This is a genomic window from Rahnella sp. ATs2, from assembly GCF_051851855.1.
Taxonomy (GTDB): Bacteria; Pseudomonadota; Gammaproteobacteria; order Enterobacterales; family Enterobacteriaceae; genus Rahnella; species Rahnella variigena.
Genome location: NZ_JBLYPL010000010.1, coordinates 108,950 through 129,648 on the forward strand (window position 1 = coordinate 108,950; position 20,699 = coordinate 129,648).

23 protein-coding genes and 3 tRNA genes are annotated in these 20,699 nt (G+C 51.7%); 11 read left to right on the forward strand and 15 right to left on the reverse strand.

Features of this window, described 5'->3' with window-relative positions; all coding sequences use genetic code 11:
- The first annotated feature begins 63 nt into the window (after window positions 1–63).
- From ACJY2G_RS12765 to ACJY2G_RS12805, 9 genes are all read left to right on the forward strand, one after another.
- The gene (locus tag ACJY2G_RS12765; protein ID WP_113877918.1) at window positions 64–963 is read left to right on the forward strand and encodes a LysR substrate-binding domain-containing protein; all 900 of its coding nucleotides are present in this window, start codon (window positions 64–66) and stop codon (window positions 961–963) included.
- A gap of 248 nt (window positions 964–1,211) precedes the next feature.
- Window positions 1,212–2,228: a UDP-glucose 4-epimerase GalE gene (galE, locus tag ACJY2G_RS12770; protein WP_113877919.1), complete on the forward strand. Its 1,017-nt coding sequence runs from the start codon at window positions 1,212–1,214 to the stop codon at window positions 2,226–2,228.
- 18 nt (window positions 2,229–2,246) lie between these two features.
- Window positions 2,247–3,299, forward strand: coding sequence for a galactose-1-phosphate uridylyltransferase (gene galT, locus ACJY2G_RS12775; RefSeq protein ID WP_430318974.1), 1,053 nt, complete (start codon window positions 2,247–2,249; stop codon window positions 3,297–3,299).
- Window positions 3,296–4,444, forward strand: a complete 1,149-nt coding sequence (galK, locus tag ACJY2G_RS12780; protein ID WP_112291865.1) for a galactokinase — start codon at window positions 3,296–3,298, stop codon at window positions 4,442–4,444. Before galT ends, galK begins: the two co-directional genes overlap by 4 nt.
- Window positions 4,438–5,484, forward strand: a complete 1,047-nt coding sequence (gene galM, locus ACJY2G_RS12785; protein WP_430318973.1) for a galactose-1-epimerase — start codon at window positions 4,438–4,440, stop codon at window positions 5,482–5,484. The genes galK and galM overlap by 7 nt, the downstream gene beginning before the upstream one ends.
- A 180-nt stretch (window positions 5,485–5,664) precedes the next feature.
- Entirely contained in the window at window positions 5,665–6,000 is a 336-nt protein-coding gene (locus tag ACJY2G_RS12790; RefSeq protein WP_112291867.1) for a PsiF family protein, read from the forward strand.
- 204 nt (window positions 6,001–6,204) lie between these two features.
- Window positions 6,205–6,957: a 2,3-diphosphoglycerate-dependent phosphoglycerate mutase gene (gpmA, locus tag ACJY2G_RS12795; RefSeq protein ID WP_112291869.1), complete on the forward strand. Its 753-nt coding sequence runs from the start codon at window positions 6,205–6,207 to the stop codon at window positions 6,955–6,957.
- A 244-nt stretch (window positions 6,958–7,201) separates the two neighbouring features.
- Window positions 7,202–8,467, forward strand: coding sequence for a DUF1479 domain-containing protein (locus tag ACJY2G_RS12800; RefSeq protein WP_430318972.1), 1,266 nt, complete (start codon window positions 7,202–7,204; stop codon window positions 8,465–8,467).
- 62 nt (window positions 8,468–8,529) lie between these two features.
- Window positions 8,530–9,003: an N-acetyltransferase family protein gene (locus ACJY2G_RS12805; RefSeq protein WP_430318971.1), complete on the forward strand. Its 474-nt coding sequence runs from the start codon at window positions 8,530–8,532 to the stop codon at window positions 9,001–9,003.
- A 64-nt stretch (window positions 9,004–9,067) separates the two neighbouring features.
- Here the strand turns inward: ACJY2G_RS12805 and aroG are convergent, their stop codons facing one another.
- Complete coding sequence (gene aroG, locus ACJY2G_RS12810) at window positions 9,068–10,120, reverse strand: 3-deoxy-7-phosphoheptulonate synthase AroG (protein ID WP_120160401.1); 1,053 nt, start codon at window positions 10,118–10,120, stop codon at window positions 9,068–9,070.
- Window positions 10,121–10,321: 201 nt separating this feature from the next.
- On the opposite strand from aroG, the gene ACJY2G_RS12815 reads away from it, so the two are divergent.
- Window positions 10,322–10,651, forward strand: coding sequence for a protein YbgS (locus tag ACJY2G_RS12815; RefSeq protein WP_112291877.1), 330 nt, complete (start codon window positions 10,322–10,324; stop codon window positions 10,649–10,651).
- Window positions 10,652–10,778: 127 nt separating this feature from the next.
- The gene (gene zitB / locus ACJY2G_RS12820) at window positions 10,779–11,732 is read left to right on the forward strand and encodes a CDF family zinc transporter ZitB (RefSeq protein ID WP_113877924.1); all 954 of its coding nucleotides are present in this window, start codon (window positions 10,779–10,781) and stop codon (window positions 11,730–11,732) included.
- Between the two features lie 61 nt (window positions 11,733–11,793).
- Here zitB and pnuC read toward each other — a convergent pair whose 3' ends face one another.
- The 14 genes from pnuC to cydX form a co-directional block, all read right to left on the reverse strand.
- Window positions 11,794–12,516, reverse strand: a complete 723-nt coding sequence (pnuC, locus tag ACJY2G_RS12825) for a nicotinamide riboside transporter PnuC (protein ID WP_113877930.1) — start codon at window positions 12,514–12,516, stop codon at window positions 11,794–11,796.
- Between the two features lie 40 nt (window positions 12,517–12,556).
- Complete coding sequence (gene nadA / locus ACJY2G_RS12830) at window positions 12,557–13,621, reverse strand: quinolinate synthase NadA (RefSeq protein WP_129638388.1); 1,065 nt, start codon at window positions 13,619–13,621, stop codon at window positions 12,557–12,559.
- A 280-nt stretch (window positions 13,622–13,901) separates the two neighbouring features.
- Window positions 13,902–13,977 (reverse strand) — tRNA-Lys (locus ACJY2G_RS12835).
- 69 nt (window positions 13,978–14,046) lie between these two features.
- A tRNA-Lys gene (locus tag ACJY2G_RS12840) sits at window positions 14,047–14,122 on the reverse strand.
- A 73-nt stretch (window positions 14,123–14,195) separates the two neighbouring features.
- A tRNA-Lys gene (locus ACJY2G_RS12845) sits at window positions 14,196–14,271 on the reverse strand.
- A 197-nt stretch (window positions 14,272–14,468) separates the two neighbouring features.
- The gene (gene cpoB, locus ACJY2G_RS12850; RefSeq protein ID WP_279919773.1) at window positions 14,469–15,260 is read right to left on the reverse strand and encodes a cell division protein CpoB; all 792 of its coding nucleotides are present in this window, start codon (window positions 15,258–15,260) and stop codon (window positions 14,469–14,471) included.
- A 9-nt stretch (window positions 15,261–15,269) separates the two neighbouring features.
- Window positions 15,270–15,782, reverse strand: a complete 513-nt coding sequence (gene pal, locus ACJY2G_RS12855; protein WP_013576426.1) for a peptidoglycan-associated lipoprotein Pal — start codon at window positions 15,780–15,782, stop codon at window positions 15,270–15,272.
- Between the two features lie 47 nt (window positions 15,783–15,829).
- Window positions 15,830–17,122 (reverse strand): Tol-Pal system beta propeller repeat protein TolB, encoded by a 1,293-nt coding sequence (gene tolB, locus ACJY2G_RS12860; RefSeq protein WP_112289187.1) that lies wholly within the window; start codon window positions 17,120–17,122, stop codon window positions 15,830–15,832.
- Window positions 17,123–17,252: 130 nt separating this feature from the next.
- Window positions 17,253–18,485, reverse strand: a complete 1,233-nt coding sequence (tolA, locus tag ACJY2G_RS12865; protein ID WP_430318970.1) for a cell envelope integrity protein TolA — start codon at window positions 18,483–18,485, stop codon at window positions 17,253–17,255.
- Window positions 18,486–18,598: 113 nt separating this feature from the next.
- Window positions 18,599–19,030: a colicin uptake protein TolR gene (gene tolR, locus ACJY2G_RS12870; RefSeq protein WP_013576429.1), complete on the reverse strand. Its 432-nt coding sequence runs from the start codon at window positions 19,028–19,030 to the stop codon at window positions 18,599–18,601.
- Between the two features lie 11 nt (window positions 19,031–19,041).
- Entirely contained in the window at window positions 19,042–19,731 is a 690-nt protein-coding gene (tolQ, locus tag ACJY2G_RS12875; RefSeq protein ID WP_056771666.1) for a Tol-Pal system protein TolQ, read from the reverse strand.
- The gene (gene ybgC / locus ACJY2G_RS12880) at window positions 19,728–20,132 is read right to left on the reverse strand and encodes a tol-pal system-associated acyl-CoA thioesterase (RefSeq protein WP_015698108.1); all 405 of its coding nucleotides are present in this window, start codon (window positions 20,130–20,132) and stop codon (window positions 19,728–19,730) included. Before ybgC ends, tolQ begins: the two co-directional genes overlap by 4 nt.
- A gap of 149 nt (window positions 20,133–20,281) precedes the next feature.
- The gene (gene ybgE, locus ACJY2G_RS12885) at window positions 20,282–20,575 is read right to left on the reverse strand and encodes a cyd operon protein YbgE (protein ID WP_112289185.1); all 294 of its coding nucleotides are present in this window, start codon (window positions 20,573–20,575) and stop codon (window positions 20,282–20,284) included.
- A gap of 2 nt (window positions 20,576–20,577) precedes the next feature.
- Window positions 20,578–20,691 (reverse strand): cytochrome bd-I oxidase subunit CydX, encoded by a 114-nt coding sequence (cydX, locus tag ACJY2G_RS12890; RefSeq protein WP_013576433.1) that lies wholly within the window; start codon window positions 20,689–20,691, stop codon window positions 20,578–20,580.
- Window positions 20,692–20,699 lie beyond the last annotated feature (8 nt).

Genomic DNA, 20,699 nt, shown 5'->3' on the forward strand with positions numbered 1-20,699 from the left:
TACACCGCCTATTTTAGGCTGTTCAAAGTCATAGATTTCAGCAAAGGATGAAAATAACTCATCATGAAAAAAGTCCGGTTGCCGCCACTTGGCTCGCTCAGGGCATTTGATGTCGTGGCACAGCAGAACAGCTTCAAGCGAGCGGCAGAAGAAATCGGCGTGACCGCCACCGCCATCAGCCATCAGATCCGCGTGCTGGAAGAGGCGCTGGGCACCGCTGTTTTTGAGCGCAGTGCGAGGGAAGTCCGGCTGACGGCCACCGGGGAGATTTTGCGCCAGGCAACGCGGCAGGCTTTTGCCGGATTACAGGCGGCGGTAGAAGATATTCATCACGCAGCAAGACCCGCGGCGCTGACACTCACCACCACGTCCAATTTTCTGACTCACTGGCTGGTGCCAAGGCTGGCGGATTTGAAAAGTGCGGCGCCGGACATGGATTTACGGCTACACACCGGTATCGAACTGGTGGATTTGTCCCGCAATACGGTGGACGTCGCTATCCGTTACAGCGAGTCTGCAGACGAAACGCTGAATTCAACGCTGTTGTATCAGGACACATTTGTGCTGGTCGCCAGCCCTTCCCTTCGTCTGACCACGGCGGAAGATTTAGCTGACGCGACTTTATTTCATGTGGAAAATCGCCACATTCCGCAACCTTCCCCCGACTGGGAAAACTGGCGTCAGCATTTCGGTCCGGCGACATTAAAAATCGACAGCGGGCTGCGTTTCACCGATGAAACGCATGCGATTCAGGCGGCGATTGCGGGTCAGGGCGTAGCCATTGTCAGCAGTTTGCTGGCCCATGATTTCATCGAAAAAGGCATCCTTTCTACCCCGTTCCTGCACCATCTTCCCGGTGCGAATTACTATCTGGTGACGACGAAAGAGAAAGCGGAACGGGCAGATATCGTCATTCTGCGGCGCTGGCTGCTGGATAAAATGAGCACCATTCCCAGGATGTAGTCCGAAAAATCACATAAAACGCTGATTAAGGTAATGCAACTAAATCAGTGTAAGCGATTACACTTACCATCAATTCTGACTTAATGCCGGATGTTGCGGGCTTTCTGTACGGCGCACTGTACCTGTTTGCTCATCCTGAAAGGTGCTAAACTGTTTGTGTAAGCGATTCCATTTTATTGGGGATGGATCACCTTTTTCAGCCTTGCAGCGTGATATCGTTGCAGCAAGATAATCATCGGGGAGCTCTTATGTACGTCTTAGTCACAGGTGGTAGCGGTTACATTGGCAGTCATACTTGCGTGCAACTGATTGACGCAGGTTATACACCAATCATTCTGGATAACCTTCACAACAGTAAAGTCAGCGTGCTTGAACGCATTAATACGCTGACCGGCAAAACGCCGCTGTTCTATGAAGGAGACATCCGCGACCGTGCACTCCTCGATAAAATTTTCAGTGAACATCATATTCATTCCGTCATTCATTTCGCGGGCTGGAAAGCCGTGGGTGAATCTGTGGCAAAACCGCTGGCGTATTACGACAACAACGTCACCGGCACGCTGGTATTGCTTGAAGCAATGCGCGCCGCGGGCGTCAAAAACATGATTTTCAGCTCTTCGGCAACCGTGTACGGCGACCAGCCAAAAACGCCTTATGTCGAAGACTTCCCGACCGGCAATCCTTCCAGCCCATATGGCCGCAGCAAACTGATGGTTGAGCAAATTCTGGAAGACGTGCAACGTGCGGAACCGGAATGGAGCATGACGCTGCTGCGTTATTTCAATCCGGTCGGCGCGCATCCGTCTGGCCTGATGGGCGAAGATCCGCAAGGCGTACCGAATAACCTGATGCCATTTATCGCGCAGGTCGCGGTAGGTCGTCGCGAATCGGTGGCCATTTTCGGCAACGATTATCCGACCCCGGACGGTACCGGCGTGCGTGACTATATTCACGTGGTGGATCTGGCTGACGGCCACATCGCGGCGATGAAAACCCTGCACAACAAAGCGGGCGTGCATATTTACAACCTGGGCGCGGGCTTTGGTCACAGCGTGCTGGACGTGGTTAACGCCTTCAGCAAAGCCTGCGGCAAGCCGGTGAATTACAAGTTTGCACCACGTCGCGATGGCGACTTACCGGCCTACTGGGCGGATCCGACGAAAGCCGAGAAAGAGCTGCACTGGAAAGTCACCCGCACGCTGGAAGACATGGCCAACGACACCTGGCTGTGGCAGTCGAAAAACCCGCAGGGCTACCCGGATTAAGGAGCACTAAGGAAAGTTATGACAACGTTTAACCCGATTGACCATCCGCATCGCCGCTACAATCCGCTGACCGATCAGTGGGTTTTAGTCAGTCCGCACCGTGCCAAGCGCCCGTGGCAGGGCCAGCAGGAAGCGGTTTCGCAGGAAGTGCTGCCAGCACACGATCCGGACTGTTTCCTGTGTCCGGGAAATACCCGTGTGACCGGTGATGTGAATCCGAAATACACAGGCACCTACGTGTTCACCAATGATTATGCCGCGCTGATGCCGGACACGCCGTTTGCACCGGAAAGCGACGATCCGCTGATGCGCGTTCAGAGCGCACGCGGCACCAGCCGTGTGATTTGCTTCTCGCCGGATCACAGCAAAACTTTGCCTCAGTTGTCAGTTGAAGCACTGACGGAAATCGTCAGAACCTGGCAGGAACAGAGCGCAGATTTGGCAAAAACTTATCCGTGGGTGCAGGTTTTTGAGAATAAAGGCGCCGCGATGGGTTGCTCAAATCCGCATCCGCACGGCCAGATTTGGGCCAACAGTTTCCTGCCTAACGAAGCCGAGCGTGAAGACCGCCTGCAACGTGCCTATCTGGAAAAACAGAGCTCGCCGATGCTGGTGGATTACGTGCAGCGCGAGCTGGCAGACGGCAGCCGTACAGTGGTCGAAACCGAACACTGGCTGGCGGTAGTGCCTTACTGGGCGGCGTGGCCGTTCGAAACGATATTACTGCCGAAAGTGCATGTGAAGCGCATCACTGAGCTTTCTGATGAACAGCGCAGTGATCTGGCGCTGGCGCTGAAAAAGCTGACCAGCCGCTACGACAATCTGTTCCAGTGCTCTTTCCCGTATTCAATGGGCTGGCACGGCGCGCCGTTTACCGATGGCGACAACGAACACTGGCAGTTGCATGCGCATTTCTATCCACCGTTGCTGCGTTCAGCGACAGTGCGCAAATTCATGGTCGGCTACGAAATGCTGGCTGAAACCCAACGCGACCTGACAGCGGAACAAGCCGCAGAACGTCTGCGGGCGGTGAGTGATGTTCATTATCGTGAGGCCGGAGAAAAACAATGAAACTGAAAACCAAGACCCTGGAAATCTTTGCCGATAAATTTGGCTACCCTGCGACCATCACTATCAAGGCACCGGGCCGCGTAAATCTGATTGGCGAACATACCGACTATAACGACGGCTTCGTATTGCCGTGCGCGATCGACTACGAAACGGTGATCGCCTGTGCACAGCGCAACGACCGCACCATCCGCGTGATCGCCGCCGATTACGACAATGACGAAGACAGCTTTTCTCTCGACGAACCGATTCTGCATACCGACGCGCACCCGTGGGCCAACTATGTGCGTGGCGTGGTGAAACATCTGATGCTGCGTAACAAAGATTTCTCCGGCGCTGACATGGTGATCAGCGGCAACGTGCCGCAGGGCGCGGGCCTGAGTTCATCGGCATCGCTGGAAGTGGCCGTCGGTCAGGCGCTGAAATCGTTATATGATTTGCCGCTGGATGGCGTCGCCCTGGCACTGAACGGTCAGGAAGCGGAGAACCAGTTTGTCGGCTGTAACTGCGGCATTATGGATCAGCTGATTTCCGCACTCGGCAAGGAAAATCATTCCCTGCTGATCGACTGCCGTTCACTGGAAACCCGTGCGGTGTCTATGCCGACAAACGCGGCGGTGGTGATCATCAACTCCAACGTGAAACGCGGTCTGGTCGACAGCGAATATAATGCCCGTCGCGAACAATGCGAAGTCGCCGCCCGCTTCTTCGGCGTAAAAGCGCTGCGTGACGTGGATCCTGCCCTGTTCTTCTCCATTCAGGATGAACTGGATCCGGTGGTCGCCCGCCGTGCGCGTCACGTGATCACTGAGAACGACCGCACACTGGCGGCAGCAGATGCACTGGCCAGTGGCGACCTGAAACGTATGGGCGAACTGATGGCGGAATCTCACGCTTCCATGCGCGATGATTTTGAAATCACTGTTCCACAGATCGACAAGCTGGTAGAAATCGTCAAAGAAGTGATTGGCGATAAAGGCGGCGTGCGTATGACCGGTGGCGGTTTCGGCGGCTGTATCGTCGCGCTGGTTCCGGAAGACATGGTGGAAAAAGTCCGTCATGCCGTTGAACAGCAATATCACGCCCACAGTGGCCTGAAAGAAACCTTCTATGTTTGCACCGCATCACAGGGAGCAGGCATATGTTAAAACCTGAAAACACACAGCTGGCGCCGGACGGCCAGCCGTTTGAACAGGTGACGCTACAGAATGCGGCGGGTGCCACCGCCACGTTTATGGACTGGGGCGCGACCTGGTTATCTTTCACACTGCCGCTGGCCGACGGCACCTCTCGTGAGCTGTTGCTCGGCTGCGAGTCGCCGCCGGAGTACATGAATCAGAGCGCGTATCTGGGTGCCACCGTGGGGCGTTATGCCAACCGCATCGCCCGCTCGCAGTTTGAAATTGACGGCAAACCGCATCTGGTGGTCGCCAATCAGGGCGTTCATCAGCTGCACGGCGGGCCGGAAGGCTTCCATGCGCGTCGCTGGAAGATCCTCGGGCAAACCGCGCAGAAACTGACGTTCGAGCTGTTTTCTGCCGATGGCGACCAGGGTTATCCCGGCAATATGACCGCCAAAGTGCATTATCAGCTGACTGACGATAACCGTCTGGAAATTCGTTATGAAGCGACTGTCGATAAGCTGTGCCCGATCAATCTGACCAATCACGCCTATTTCAATCTCGACGGCGAAGGCACTGACGCGCGCCAGCATAAGCTGCAACTGTTTGCTGACCGCTTCCTGCCAGTGGACAGCGACGGCATTCCTTGCGCCGATCCGACGCCGGTTGAACATACCGGCATGGATTTCAACGCCGCAAAAACGCTGGCGAAAGATTTCCTCAAGGACCGCGATCAGCAACGGGTGAAAGGTTATGACCACGCGTATCTGCTCAACCGCTCATGCAATGCCGCTACAAATCCGGCAGCACATTTGTGGTCGGCGGACGGCAAAGTGAAAATGACCATGTTTACCTCGGCGCCAGCGGTCCAGCTTTATAGCGGCAATTTCCTCGGCGGAACACCGAACCGCAGCGGCGGCGAATATGCCAGCTATAGCGGTGTGGCGCTGGAAAGTGAATTCCTGCCAGACAGCCCGAACCACGCAACCTGGCCACAGCCAAGCTGCTGGATCAAACCGGAGCAGGCATATAAATCTGCCACCACGTATCAGTTCTTCGCGCTATAACGTCCATCATCTTTAACGTTTATCAGACAGGGTCGCCCGGCCCTGTCTTCATTTATTCCGACTTCTGCAAATTTGTGACTCACGGCGCATCTGTATCAGCACATTTTCAGCTAAAGGCATTTCCCGCATCTACTCTTAGAGAGTGTCCTGCATAAAAGGACGTTTAATAAGGAGTTTGATATGCGTTTACCCGTTGTGTTATCCCTGCTGGCAACGCTTTGCGCGGCTGGCTCCGCTCTGGCGGCTGACCCTGTGAAAGTGCCTTCTCCTGCTCAGACTGAGCAACGCCAAAAGATGACCGACTGTAATCAGCAGGCCACTACCCAGTCCCTTAAAGGCGATGACCGTAAAAAATTCATGAGTCAGTGCCTCAAGGCGGAAACCAAACCGGCGACGGCAGGCATGACGCCTCAGCAGGAAAAAATGAAAACCTGTAACGCTGACGCAGCGAAAAAAGAATTGAAAGGCGATGCACGTAAAACCTTCATGAGTACCTGCCTGAAAAAAGCCAGCTAACTGCTGTCCTTTTGCAAAAAACGCGCTGTCCGGGAAACCGTTCGCGCGTTTTGTTTTACATCGCCGCAGCAAATTCGTTATGTTTAATACAAACGGTGTCCCGCAAAGGCTTCCTGAGGAAGTTTCAGATTGCTGTCCGGGAGGCCAAGCCCCTATAATGATAACCGTTATCATTGAAAATTCAGTTAACTGAGGAGTTTAGCTATGGCTGTAACCAAGCTGGTGCTGGTAAGACACGGTGAAAGTGAGTGGAACAAAGAAAACCGTTTTACCGGTTGGCATGATGTTGAACTGTCCGATAAGGGTCGCACTGAAGCAAAAGCTGCTGGTCAGTTGCTCAAAGACGAAGGCTTCCAATTCGACTTCGCTTATACCTCTGTGCTGAAACGTGCCATCCATACTCTGTGGAGCGTTTTGGACGAACTGAACCAGCCATGGCTGCCGGTTGAGAAATCCTGGAAACTGAACGAACGTCATTACGGCGCGTTGCAGGGTCTGGATAAAGCAGAAACCGCTCAGAAATACGGTGACGAGCAAGTTAAACAATGGCGTCGTGGCTTCGCGGTGACTCCGCCAGAACTGGATCGCGCTGATGAGCGTTTCCCTGGCCATGACCCGCGCTATGCAAAACTGACTGCGGCTGAACTGCCAACGACTGAAAGCCTGGCGCTGACCATCGAACGTGTCATCCCTTACTGGACTGACGTGATCAAACCACGTATCGCCAGCGGCGAGCGCGTGATCATCGCTGCGCACGGTAACTCCCTGCGCGCACTGGTCAAATATCTCGACGATCTGAGCGAAGACGAAATTCTGGAACTAAACATCCCTACCGGTGTTCCATTAGTTTACGAATTCGACGAAAACTACAAACCAATCAAACGTTACTATCTGGGTAATGCCGACGAAATCGCAGCGAAAGCAGCGGCCGTGGCAAACCAGGGTAAAGCGAAGTAATTTCGCATTTTCTGTGTTAAACAGAGCGATTGGAACAGGCACGCGCAAGCGTGCCTGTTTTGTTTTCTAAATCTGACACTCCCCTGCCCTTCTCCAGACTTTCCGGAAAATCCTCCCTTTTTGAAATTCGTGATCCAGCGCTGGATTTTTAAATAACAGTTTTGCTACATTCCTTTATCATTTCGAATGAAAGTAAAACAATATTCGTACGAAATAATTATTTCACCAGTCTGCCGGAGGTTTTATGGATAACAGATTTACGTCAACGATATTACCTGTTGATTATAAAAAGAATATTATTGAGATGAAAAAACAACTCCGCGCACAGATTGGCGATGTTGAAGGACTCTTCCGGCAGGTCTGCGAAAAAATTGAAACGGAGATAGCCGCAGCAAGGGCGGAGGAAGCGGCTAACGGCACTGCATGGCCGCAAATAAGCTGGTCAGAACTGGCAGAAGGCCGGGTATCCGATGCGCAGATTGCGCAGGTGAAACGTCGTGGATGTCTGGTGGTACGTCAGACATTTGAACGTGATGACGCGCTTGCAATGGATAAATCCATGCTGCATTACCTTGATGAAAACAATTTCGATGAGGTTTATCGCGGACCGGGTGATAATTTCTTTGGTTCACTGGACGCTTCCCGCCCTGAGATTTATCCCATCTACTGGTCTGCCGCACAGATGGAAGCCAGACAGAGTGAGGAAATCGGCACGGTTCAGTCATTTTTAAACCGTCTCTGGAAGTTCGGCGACCATCAGGGCGCATGGTTTAATCCCGACGTAAATATTATCTATCCGGACAGGATCCGCAGGCGTCTTCCGGGCACCACTTCTAAAGGGCTGGGCGCGCATACCGATTCCGGCGCGTTAGAACGCTGGCTGTTACCAGCGTATCAGAAAGTCTTCCGCAAGATTTTCACCAACCGTTTTGAAGAATACGATCCATGGGATGCGGCTTTCAGACCCGACGTCAATGAATACGATGTGGATAACACGACTAAATGCTCAGCTTTCCGGACATTCCAGGGCTGGACTGCGCTGTCTGATATGCAAACCGGACAGGGCTTGCTGCACGTCGTTCCGGTGCCTGAGGCGATGGCGTATGTGCTGCTGCGTCCGCTGCTTGATGATGTGCCTGAAGATGAACTCTGTGGCGTTGCGCCTGGCCGCGTTTTACCTGTTTCCGAAAAATGGCATCCGCATCTGATTAAAGGCCTGTGCAGTATTCCGGAACTTCAGGCGGGCGACTCGGTATGGTGGCATTGTGACGTCATTCATTCCGTCGCGCCGGTTGAAGATCAGCAAGGATGGGGAAATGTGATGTACATTCCGGCCGCACCACTGTGCGAAAAGAATGTCGCTTATGCCCGCAAAGTACACGAAGCACTGAAGACAGGCGCTTCACCTGCGGATTTCCCCCGCGAAAACTATGAAGCAAACTGGACAGGCCGATTCCTTGAACGTGATCTCAACGCTAACGGACGGCTGGGTGTCGGGATGAAGAAGTAACTGTTCGCGCTATTTTGTGGTAATACGTTTTAATTAAAACGAACAGCCATAAGGAGAAACCGATGCCCGTCAGACTCGCCTCCCCCGATGAAGCGGAAATACTCTGGGAAATCAGAAATCAGGCTATCCGCCACGGATGTAAAAATACCTATGGCACCGACATTGTGATGGCCTGGACGCCGGATCAGATGCCACCCGGTTACCGTAAGGCCATTACTGAGAATCCTTTTTTTGTGGCTGAAGCGCACGGTCTGGGTACGCCTGCGGCAACGGGTTATCTCGACCTGAAAAATGGCAGTGTTGAGGCGATATTCACCTTGCCGGAATTCGAAGGAAAAGGACTCGCGACGCAAATTCTCAATACACTAAAAGCCGAAGCAAAATCGCGGGGATTTAAAGAGATCATCCTGTCATCCACGCCCAATGCTTTTGAGTTTTATAAGAGGAACGGATTCAGCCTGGTAAATGAGGGTCTGTACCGGTCAGAAATGGCGAATGCCGATTTGCGTTGCATGGATATGCGCTGCGCACTTTGACGTATTCAGCTAATAAAAAGCCCCGCAAAAGCGGGGCTCAGAAAGATGTGCTGGTGTTAAAGAATTATCCGCGGCGCGCTTTAACGGCGTTCGCGAGATTACGCAGCAGCACTTCGGTGTCTTCCCAGCCGATGCAGGCATCGGTCACGCTCTGGCCGTAAACCAGTGGCTCGCCGCTGTCGAGGCTCTGATTCCCTTCAACCAGATGGCTCTCAACCATCACGCCCATAATTGCCTGTTCACCACCAGCAATCTGCCCGCAAACGTCTTCACAGACTTCCATCTGCTTTTTGAATTGCTTGCTGCTGTTTGCATGACTGAAGTCGATCATGATACGTGCTGGCAGACCGCCTTTTTTCAGGCCGTCTTTCACTTCGAGCACGTCCTGAGCGCTGTAGTTTGGCTTTTTGCCGCCGCGCAGAATGATATGGCAGTCGTTGTTACCGCTGGTATTCACGATTGCGGAGTGACCCCATTTGGTGACAGACAGGAAGCAATGCGGCGCGCCTGCGGCGTTAATGGCGTCGATAGCCACTTTGATGGTGCCGTCGGTACCATTTTTGAAACCGACCGGGCAGGATAAACCGGAGGAAAGCTCACGGTGAACCTGAGATTCTGTGGTACGCGCGCCGATTGCGCCCCAGCTCATTAAATCCGCCAGATATTGTGGCGTGATCATGTCCAGAAACTCGCCTGCGGCAGGCAAACCGGTGTCATTAATATCAAGTAACAATTTGCGGGCAATGCGCAAACCATCGTTAATCTGGTAGCTGTTGTTCATGTGCGGGTCATTGATCAGCCCTTTCCAGCCCACCGTAGTACGCGGTTTTTCGAAATAAACGCGCATTACCACTTCCAGTTCCCCCTGCAATTCTTCACGCATTTTCAGCAGGCGTGCGGCATATTCTTTAGCAGCTTTAGGATCATTGATTGAGCAAGGCCCGATAACAACCAGCAGACGATCATCGTTTCCTTTCAGGATCTTATGAATGGCATTACGAGCCTGAGAAACTGTTTTTGCCGCTTTGTCAGTGGCGGGAAATTTTTCGAGCAGGGCAACCGGAGGTAAAAGTTCTTTGATTTCTTTGATGCGTAAATCGTCGTTTTGATAATTCATAACAGTTCCATTCGGGTGTTCATAAGAGACAAAGCGAAACGCTGACCGCGTTCAATCTAGCCGTAATGAGGGGCAGTGTAAACCTGCTTTTACACTTACGATTAGTCTCATTTTGATTTAGGACATAATTTATTTAGCTAGGCTTTAAGCAGACACATGAAACACGACCACGGACCTTTCTGAAACAATGGAGATGACATTATGAAAAAGCTCGCAATCATGTTACTGACTGCCACTATGGCTCTGACAACGGGCGCGGCCTTTGCTGCCGGTGAAACCTCGGCTGGTGATAACAACGGTCAGGCCAATCAGTCCGGTTCACCTGGCTCAATTCAGAATATGGCACCTAAAAGTGTTGATAATGACCAGATTAACAACACGAACAAGCCAGCAGATGAAGTGAATACCAAAACGGATACCACCAAGCAGCATATGAGCAAGGACAAACAGCATAAGAAAGCGATGTGCAAAGATGGTCGTTGTCCTGACCAGGCACCTGGAACCACGCAATCAAAAGAAACTGGTAAATAAATACGCCGGTAGCATCTCGTTCAGGAGGAACTTCGGTTCCTCCTTATTTCGAAACCTCCCCTTCTTGCAACGTCATCTGATTACGCTATTGTGATCGTCTCTGTTCATCATCTTTGTGAATATAACTATGTCTTCTTCCCTGTTACCGCAGGATAAAAATAGCCGTCGCCTGTTACTGGCTTTCCTTGTAACCGTTGTTTTTATGGTTGCGGAAGTTATCGGCGGGCTGATTTCTGGCTCTCTGGCGTTGCTGGCAGATGCCGGTCACATGCTGACAGATGCTGCCGCATTGCTCGTGGCGCTGATGGCCGTGCGTTTTGCAAAACGTAAGCCCAATTCCCGTCATACCTTTGGTTATCTGCGCCTGACGACAATGGCGGCTTTCGTTAACGCCGCCGCGCTGTTAGTGATTGTGGTGCTGATCGTCTGGGAAGCCATTGCTCGCTTCTTCAATCCACAGCCGGTGATGGGTACCACGATGCTGGTCATCGCTATCGCCGGGCTGTTTGCCAATATTCTGGCGTTCTGGTTACTGCATCAGGGTCAGGAAAAAGCCAACATCAACGTGCGCGCTGCGGCTCTGCATGTGCTGGGTGATTTACTGGGATCGATTGGTGCGGTCGCTGCAGCACTGATCATCATGTATACCGGCTGGACGCCCATCGACCCGATTCTGTCGGTGCTTGTGTCGTGTCTGGTGCTGAACAACGCCTGGCGGCTACTGCGCGAAAGTTTTCATGAGTTGCTGGAAGGTACGCCTGAGGAAATTGATATCGATAAACTGCGCCGTGATTTGTCGCTCAGCATCCCTGAAGTTCGCAATGTCCATCACGTGCACGTCTGGCAGATTGGTGAACAGCGGCTGATGACGCTGCATGTGCAGGTGGTGCCACCGCACGATCACGATGCGCTGTTAGACCGCATTCAGCATCATTTGCTGGAGAAATGCCGTATCGGCCACGCGACGATTCAGATGGAATACGGTCGCTGTGAAACACCGGATTGCGAGATTAATGAAATCCCGGCTGCCAGCGCAGGGCACGATCATCATGGTCACTCCCACGCACACCATCATCACTGATGTTCACCAATAACAGAAAGCAAAACGCCTCCGGTATGGAGGCGTTTTTGTTTGAGCAGGTTCAGACGGTTTGCAGTGGCTGCGAGCCATTTTGCTTCGCGCTCTTGATCCACAGCCACGAACCATTGAGTGCAATCAGCGTCAGCAACACGTATTCGAGCGCCATCGCATAGACGCCCTGATAAGCAAAAATCGCCACACTTATCACGTCGATCACCACCCACAGCAACCAGTTCTCGACATATTTGCGCGTCATCAGCAGCATCGCCACAATCGACAGCACCATCATTGATGAATCCCAGAACGGGAAAGCATCCGGCTGCAATTCTGGCATCTGCACATTCATCCCCAGCGCCTGCATCAGATTGACCGCCACCAGAGTGAGCGCGGCAAATACGCGGTCAATGTTAAACGTCATCAGCAAAATGCCTGCGACGCACACCACGCCCCATATCAGCGCTTTCCCACGTGGCAACCAGCGGATCTGCAATTCGGCTTCCTGATCCGCTGTCTGACGGCTCCAGGCATACCAGCCATAAATATTGGCGGCAAAGAAGAAGATCTGCAGTAGTAAACTGGCGTAGAGCTGGATCTGGAAGAAGATGATCGCAAACAAGGTGACGTTGATCAGACCGAACGCGTAATTGATCAATTTTTCTTTGCTGGCGTACCAGATACAAAGCAAACCAAAAATAGTGCCAACCGCTTCAATCCAAGACAGATCATATCCGCCTTTGCCGAGAGGAATATGAACCAGAATATTGCTGGTACTGAAAAAATCCATCATCACATCCTTCCTTTTTCGTCAGTCACATCGCGTTTGCTTACAGGGCTTTGGCCTGTGTGCGTAATTTGAGTTGCGCGGCAAAATCCAGCATACGGTTCAGCGGAATCAATGACTTCACACGCAGCGCCTCATCCACTTCTATCGCATGTTCTGCTCCGCCGTGCTCCAGACCTTCAGCAATGGCTTTCAGGCCGTTCATCGCCATCCACGGGCAATGCGCGCAGGTGCGGCAACTTGCGCCCTCGCCTGCCGTTGGCGCTTCGAATAATTCTTTATCCGGGCACGCTTGCTGCATTTTGTAGAAAATCCCGCGGTCAGTAGCGACGATCAGCTGTTTCTGAGGCAAGGTTTTTGCAGCCTGAATGAGCTGACTGGTAGAACCGACCGCATCTGCCATATCCACAATCGCCTGCGGAGACTCAGGATGCACCAGAACAGCGGCGTTTGGATACAAGCCTTTCATTCGGGTCAGGGCCTGGGTTTTAAACTCGTCATGGACGATACAGGCGCCCTGCCAGCACAGCACATCAGCGCCCGTCTGCTTGCGAACATAATTGCCGAGGTGACGATCCGGTGCCCAGATTATTTTTTCGCCCAGACTATCAAGATGTTCAATCAGTTCTACCGCAATGCTCGACGTAACTACCCAGTCGGCACGGGCTTTCACCGCCGCAGAGGTATTAGCGTAGACCACAACGGTGCGATCGGGGTGCTGGTCGCAGAAATCTGAGAAAGCCTGTTCCGGGCAACCCAGATCCAGCGAGCATTCCGCATTGAGCGTCGGCATGAGCACTGTTTTTTCAGGGCTGAGAATTTTGGCCGTTTCACCCATGAAGCGTACGCCGGCCACCAGCAACGTGGAAGCCGGATGCTGACTGCCAAAGCGCGCCATTTCCAGAGAGTCTGCGACAATGCCCCCGGTTTCTTCTGCAAGCGCCTGAATTTCAGGATCAGTGTAGTAATGCGCCACCATCACGGCATCACGTTCCCTGAGCAATTTTCTGATCTTCTCTTTGTAGAAAGTCTTTTCATCTGCACTCAGAACTGCGGGTTTAGGAGGAAAAGGATAAACCGTCGCATTCAGGTCCAATGTTTCGCTCATACTCGTCATCTCATTCAGTCAGGCAGCACGCCTGAAACGCCAGAAGCCGCAACAGATCCCATCCGGAAACCCGCTGGTTTTGTATGCTAAACAAAATACCGTAAAATTCTGAGAAAGTCGTCCAGATATTAGCCATAACGCTGAAAATGTTTACTGCACTTAAAAGAGACGAGGATTGACAAAATTGCCGGAGAAATGGATATCGCGATGGAAGGAAGTTTCAGGCGTCAGATGCGAAAAAAGCGCCAAAAGGCGCTTTTCTCTGAAAGTGTGCTTTAGATGGTGGGCCGTGCTGGATTCGAACCAGCGACCAATTGATTAAAAGTCAACTGCTCTACCAACTGAGCTAACGGCCCATCTAAATGCTGGGTACTACTTTTTACTGTCGGCGTCTAAAACTATTCAGGGCGTTCACTCTAAAAGAGTGGTGGGCCGTGCTGGATTCGAACCAGCGACCAATTGATTAAAAGTCAACTGCTCTACCAACTGAGCTAACGGCCCTTCCTGAATACTTCTGTCTGCCTGCGTGTCTTGCAGTTGGTGTGCAAGCCACATGCAATAAATGATTTAGATTTGGTGGGCCGTGCTGGATTCGAACCAGCGACCAATTGATTAAAAGTCAACTGCTCTACCAACTGAGCTAACGGCCCTTCTAAACCTACTGCATATTGCCTAAATCTCTGACAGCGTTAGCCGTTTGGAGTTGTCTGGGCAACGGCGGCATATATTACTTATTTAACTTTTCAGTGCAACTTTAATTTTCAGAAAGAGTGCTAACTGATGGCGTTTCACACACTCAAGCCCAGAAAATGCACGATATGTACATTTTCCAGACCTGAATGAGGAACTACTTTGCAGATAAACGTTTTTGAGCTTGTTTTGCCGCATCGGTATTTGGGTACTGTTTTACAACCTGCGTGAAGACGGCTTTGGCTTTATCAGCCTGACCTTTCTCCTGCATGATCACCCCAACCTTAAACATCGCGTCAGAACTTTTTGGAGACTTAGGGTAATTTTTGACCACAACTGCAAAATAATACGCAGCGTCGTCTTTTTTACCTTTGTTGTAATACAACTGTCCTAACCAGTAGTTGGCGTTAGGCTGATAAGTTGAATCAGGATATTTTTTGACGAAACTCTGAAAGGCAGCAATTGCCTCATCATACTGTTTCTTTTCCAGCGCCAGTGAAACCGCAGCATTGTAATCGCTGTTCACGTCACCGGTGCTTGCAGGCGCTTGTGCAGCACCCGCGTCCGGCGTTGCGGCAGCAGAACCGGACGCGTCACCTGTGGCTGCTGCAGCGCCCGTACTGGCGGCTCCGGCATTGCCCTGGCTTAAGCTGTCCAGTTGATTAAAAATTTGCTTCTGGCGATCACCAAGCTGACTCAACTGATACTGGTTCTCCTGGATTTGACCACGAAGAGTATCCATATCACGTTGGGTATCAGAAAGTTGTTGCTGGAGTTGAGTTAATAGCTGGCTGTGAGCGTTAGAAATACGCTCCAGAGAGGTGACCCGATCTTCAATCGAGCCTGAGCCGACATTACTGATTGGCGCTTGGGCAGTAGCGGCCCATGGGACCGCTACGCCAACCAGTAACGACAGACTCAACAAGTGAGTTCTGAAGTTACTGCTCATACTATTCTCTTAGTATACCAGTACTGCACGACGGTTTTTAGCGTATGCCGCTTCGTCATGGCCCAGTACAGCTGGTTTTTCTTTACCGTAAGAAACGATAGAGATTTGGTCAGCAGAAACACCTTTGCCTTGCAGGTACATTTTAACAGCAGTAGCACGACGTTCGCCCAGGGCGATGTTGTACTCTGGCGTACCACGTTCGTCAGCATGACCTTCTACAGTCACTTTGTAAGACGGGTTGCTACGCAGGAATGCTGCGTGCGCGTCTAACATCTGAGCGAATTCAGAAGACACATCGTATTTGTCCAGGCCAAAGTAAACGATGTTGTTTTTCTGCAGTTCTTGCATCTGCAGACGAGCTTGCTCTTCTGAAGACATGTTTGCGTTTTCAGTGCCTGCGCCAGAGTTCAGACCCATACCATTAGATTGGTCGTTGTCTGCGTTCTTGTGAGAACTACAAGCAGCTACAGCCAGTACAGGCAACGCCAGCATCAGCCCTTTCAGCACTTTATTCAGTTGCATCTATTCGATCCTTTTATAATTTTTTGCCATACATAGTTTTCTATGCATTACAGATACGGCGACCAGGCAGGGAATTTGACCTGTCCATCAGTTGCCGGAAGACGCGCTTTGAAGCGCCCATCAGTCGATACCAACTGCAATACGGAACCCAGGCCCTGTGAAGAGCTGTAAATTACCATGGTGCCGTTTGGTGCGAGGCTAGGCGTTTCATCCAGGAACGTGTCCGTCAATGTTTGAACGGCTCCCGTTGCCAGATCTTGTTTAGCGATGTGCTGTGTACCGCTGGCGCTGCTCACCATCACCAGGAACTTACCATCTGCACTTACGTCAGAGTCCTGGTTCTGCGAGCCTTCCCAGGTCAGACGCTGAGGCGCACCGCCATTAATATTGACTTTATAAACTTGCGGACGACCACCCTGATCCGATGTGAACGCCAGATTCTGGCTGTCCGGGAACCAGGTTGGTTCAGTATTGTTGCTGCGTCCGTTTGTCACCTGGCTAATCTGACCAGAAGACAGATTCATTACATACAGGTTCAGGCTGCCGTCTTTAGACAGAGCGAAAGCCAGTTTACTGCCATCAGGTGAGAACGCTGGTGCACCGTTGTGACGCGGGAATGAAGCAATCTGTTTGATCGCGCCATTAGCCAGAGTCTGAACAACCAGTGCTGAACGACCGCTTTCAAACGTGACGTACGCCAGTTTGCTGCCATCCGGAGACCAGGCCGGAGACATCAGTGGCTCTGGTGAACGGTGAACCACGAACTGGTTGTAACCGTCATAATCCGCTACACGCAGTTCATACGGGAATTTACCGCCGTTGGTCTGCACGATATAAGCGATACGGGTACGGAATGCGCCTTTCACACCGGTCAGCTTTTCGAAAACTTCGTCACTGGCGGTATGGGCGGAATAACGTAACCACTGTTTGGTCACTTTGTACTGGTTTTGTGCCAGCACGGTACCTGGTGCGCCAGAGGTATCAACCAGCTGGTAAGACACCACGTAGCTGCCATCGGCTGCAGGCTGAACCTGACCGATAACAACCGCATCAATGCCCAGCGCAGTCCATGCAGCAGGAGTCACTTCTGCGGCAGAGGTCGGCTGTTGTGGCATACGTGATGCATCAATAGGATTGAACTTGCCGCTGTTACGTAAGTCAGCTGCAACGATACCACCCACATCTTCAGGTGGTGTACCCGGGCCAGCCCATTTGAATGGCACAACGCCAATCGGGCGAGCTGTATCTACCCCTTGGGTAATTTCAATGCGAACTTCTGCATGAACCACAGATGCCCACATCATCAAAAGGCCGAACGCTACTCGAAATGCCTGCTTCATTGTATCTCCCTTATCTGGACGTATCTGCCCGCGATAATTTAGCAGAATTTTAACAAACCAACGCATACAAAACTAGAATTACACCCTGCAATCTATCGTAAAATTCTGAAAAGAAATTATTTTCGTCTTTCTACGGTTTAAAATCTATCGGAGCATTTTTAAAGACTTCATAGACTGCTTCAGAAGGCGGTTTCGGGAACTTCGCCTGTCGGGCTGCGGCAAGCGCTGCCTGACAAAGTGCAGGATCCCCACCTTCCGCCGACACGCTGATAAGCGAGCCATCCGGGTTCATTTTAACGCGCAACGAACAAGTTTTACCTGCATACGATGACGCATCATAGAATCTGCTCTCGATAGCTGCCTTAATCTGGCTGCCATAGTTAGCAATATCGGCACCTGATGCGCCTGCCTTTTTCTGAGTCCCCTTCCCTGCCGGAGCAGAAGCGCCGCCACCTGTTGCGCCTTTCGGTGCATTTTTGGAGTCAGCAAGGCCATCAAATAAGTTATTCGCATCAGCTGCTTCTTTCGCAGCGGCGGCAGCAGCAGCTTTTTTATCGGCTGCGGCTTTCTTCGCTGCAGCGGCGGCTTCTGCTTTTTTCTCGGCAGCAGCAGCGGCTTTCGCATCGGCAGCTGCTTTCGCATCTGCTTCAGCCTGGGCTTTTGCATCTGCAGCGGCCTGTGCTTTGGCTTCTGCAGCAGCCTGTTTCTTCGCTTGTGCAGCCGCTTCTTTCTTCGCGTCAGCTTCCGCTTGTTTCTTCGCAGCGGCAGCAGCGGCGGTTGCTTCAGCCTCTGCTTTTTTCTGAGCATCCGCAGCAGCTTTTTTCTGTGCATCTGCTTGGGCTTTAGCCGCTTCTTTCGCAGCATCCGCTTTGGCCTGTGCCGCCGCTTTTGCTGCTTCGGCTTTCGCCTGTGCAGCGGCAGCTTCAGCCTGCTTCTGTTGTTCTTTCGCCTGTTCAGCGGCTTGCTCAGCTTGTTTTTGCTGCTGAGCCTGTTCCTGAGCCTGCTGCTTCGCATCCTGCTGCGCTTGCAGACGCTCTTTTTCAAGTTCTTTCAGGCGCTGTTGTTCGGCGGCCTGTTTCTGCTGAAGTTCTTCAGCCTGTTGCTCTGATTTTTTCTGACGCGCTGCAGCAGCGCGTTGGGAATCAGCCTGTTGCTGTTGCTGACGGTTGTACTGATCGACCACGGCACTGGGATCAACCATTACGGCAGAGATATCGCTGCCGCCACCGCCACCACTCATGCTGGTATCTTCGTCCAGCGATCCCAAAATCAGCAGGCCTATAATGATGATATGCAGAACGACCGAAACAATAACGGCGCGTTTGAGCTTATCGTTTTGTTCAGTTGCAGTTGCCTTTACCAAAATAGATTTCCCAAGACAGGATTACTAAAAACCCGGTTTCCTGTATTGCCTGTCATACTTTTAACAAGCCAGAGAATGCCGGGTTTCAAATAAGTGTTACAAATTACCTATCCTCAGATAGGTTGTGTCATCAATCCGACAGACTTCACGCCAGCCTGATGCAGCATATTCAGCGCCTTAATGATTTCATCATAAGGCACATCTTTAGCGCCGCCGATCAGAAATACCGTCTTCGGATTGGCCTGAATACGGCTGGTCGCTTCCGCGATAACCTGCTGTTCAGGCAATTGTTCCATACGCTGATGATCCACCACTATGGTGTACTGACCCACGCCAGAGACTTCGACAATCACTGGCGGGTTATCATCGCTGGATACCGTTTTGGAATCCGTCGCGTCTGGCAGATCCACTTCCACGCTTTGGGTAATGATGGGAGCTGTTGCCATAAAAATCAGTAACAGCACCAGCAGTACGTCCAGCAGCGGAACAATGTTGATCTCCGACTTACCTTCGCGACGGTTACGACGACCTCGTGAACGAGCCATACTCTCCCCCTTTAGTTACTGCTGGTTTCGCGAGAGAAAGCCTGACGGTGCAGGATGGCCGTAAATTCTTCCATGAAGTTATCGTAGTTTTGCTCAAGCTTATTTACACGCTGGTTCAGGCGGTTATACGCCATAACCGCAGGGATAGCAGCAAACAAACCAATCGCGGTGGCGATCAGTGCTTCTGCGATACCCGGTGCAACCATTTGCAGGGTGGCTTGTTTTACAGAACCTAAGCCGATAAAGGCGTGCATGATCCCCCAGACCGTACCAAACAGGCCGATATACGGGCTGATGGAACCGACGGTACCCAGGAAAGGAATGTGCATTTCAAGAGATTCGAGTTCACGGTTAAAGGAAATACGCATGGCACGTGAAGAGCCTTCAATCACCGACTCAGGCGCATGGCTGTTGGCACGATGAAGACGCGCAAACTCTTTAAAACCGGAATGGAAGATTTGCTCTGCCCCGCTCAGGGTTTCGCGACGGCCCTGGCTTTCCTGATACAAACGGGAAAGCTCAATACCGGACCAGAATTTATCTTCAAATGCTTCTGCCTCACGGGTGGCGGCATTCAGCACTTTTGTGCGTTGAATGATGATCGCCCAGGACGCGACAGAGAAGCACACCAGGATAAGCATAATCAGCTTAACCAGGATGCTGGCCTTTAAAAATAAATCAAGCATGTTCATGTCAGTCACTGCTTAAACTCCGCGACAATAGACTTAGGAAGCGCACGTGGCTTCATTTGGTGTGGATCAATGCACGCAATCAACACTTCTGCAGAACTCAGAAGGTTTCCATGCGAATCAAGAATTCGTTGTGCAAAAGTAAGAGAAGCTCCGCGAATGGACGTAATCTCACTCTGAACATCCAGCAGGTCATCTAGGCGAGCTGGTGCAAAGTATTCGACCGTCATGCGGCGGACAGCAAAAGCGACATGTTCTCCCAGCAGTTGTTGCTGGTGAAAATTGCGTTGGCGCAACATCTCTGTGCGAGCCCTTTCATAAAAGGCGACGTATCGGGCATGGTAGACCACACCTCCCGCGTCTGTGTCTTCAAAGTAGACACGAACCGGCCATCGGAACAACGAATTACTCACTCTACATCCCGTAATGCAATTTGACGGCACTACTATACTCAAGTGAGTTGGGGTTGGGAATGGGTTGCATTGCTGGAACGAAAATAATTATGGGCCAGAGCGGCCCATAGGACGATTACTGTAAATTTGTCTTTTATTTCAGCAAAGAATCAGCTGAAAAAGTAAAAAAGTCCTGCGGCCAGCGCAATCATGGCAAGTATCGGAGAGAAGAATGCCTTCCATACCGATTTATGCGGACGAAAGCCAAGGCCGTGGATCACACCTGCACAGACTGCCCATATCAGGATGATGCCGTGCCAGACTTCCAGCTGACTGGTTGACGAGGCAAACAGGCCCGGTTTCCAGAATACGCATCCGGCAAGCACCAGTGACATCACAAGCGAAAGGGCCCGCAAGGGGCCCTTGTCTGTGATGGCGTAGAGTTTATCCACGATCACACTCATTATTACTTCTCTTCTTTAGCCGCTTTATTGGCTTCGCTGTGTTCAAACGCCAGCGCGGTAATGATACCGAATGAGCAAGCCAGTAAGGTGCCGAGGATCCAGGCAAAATACCACATGGTGTTCT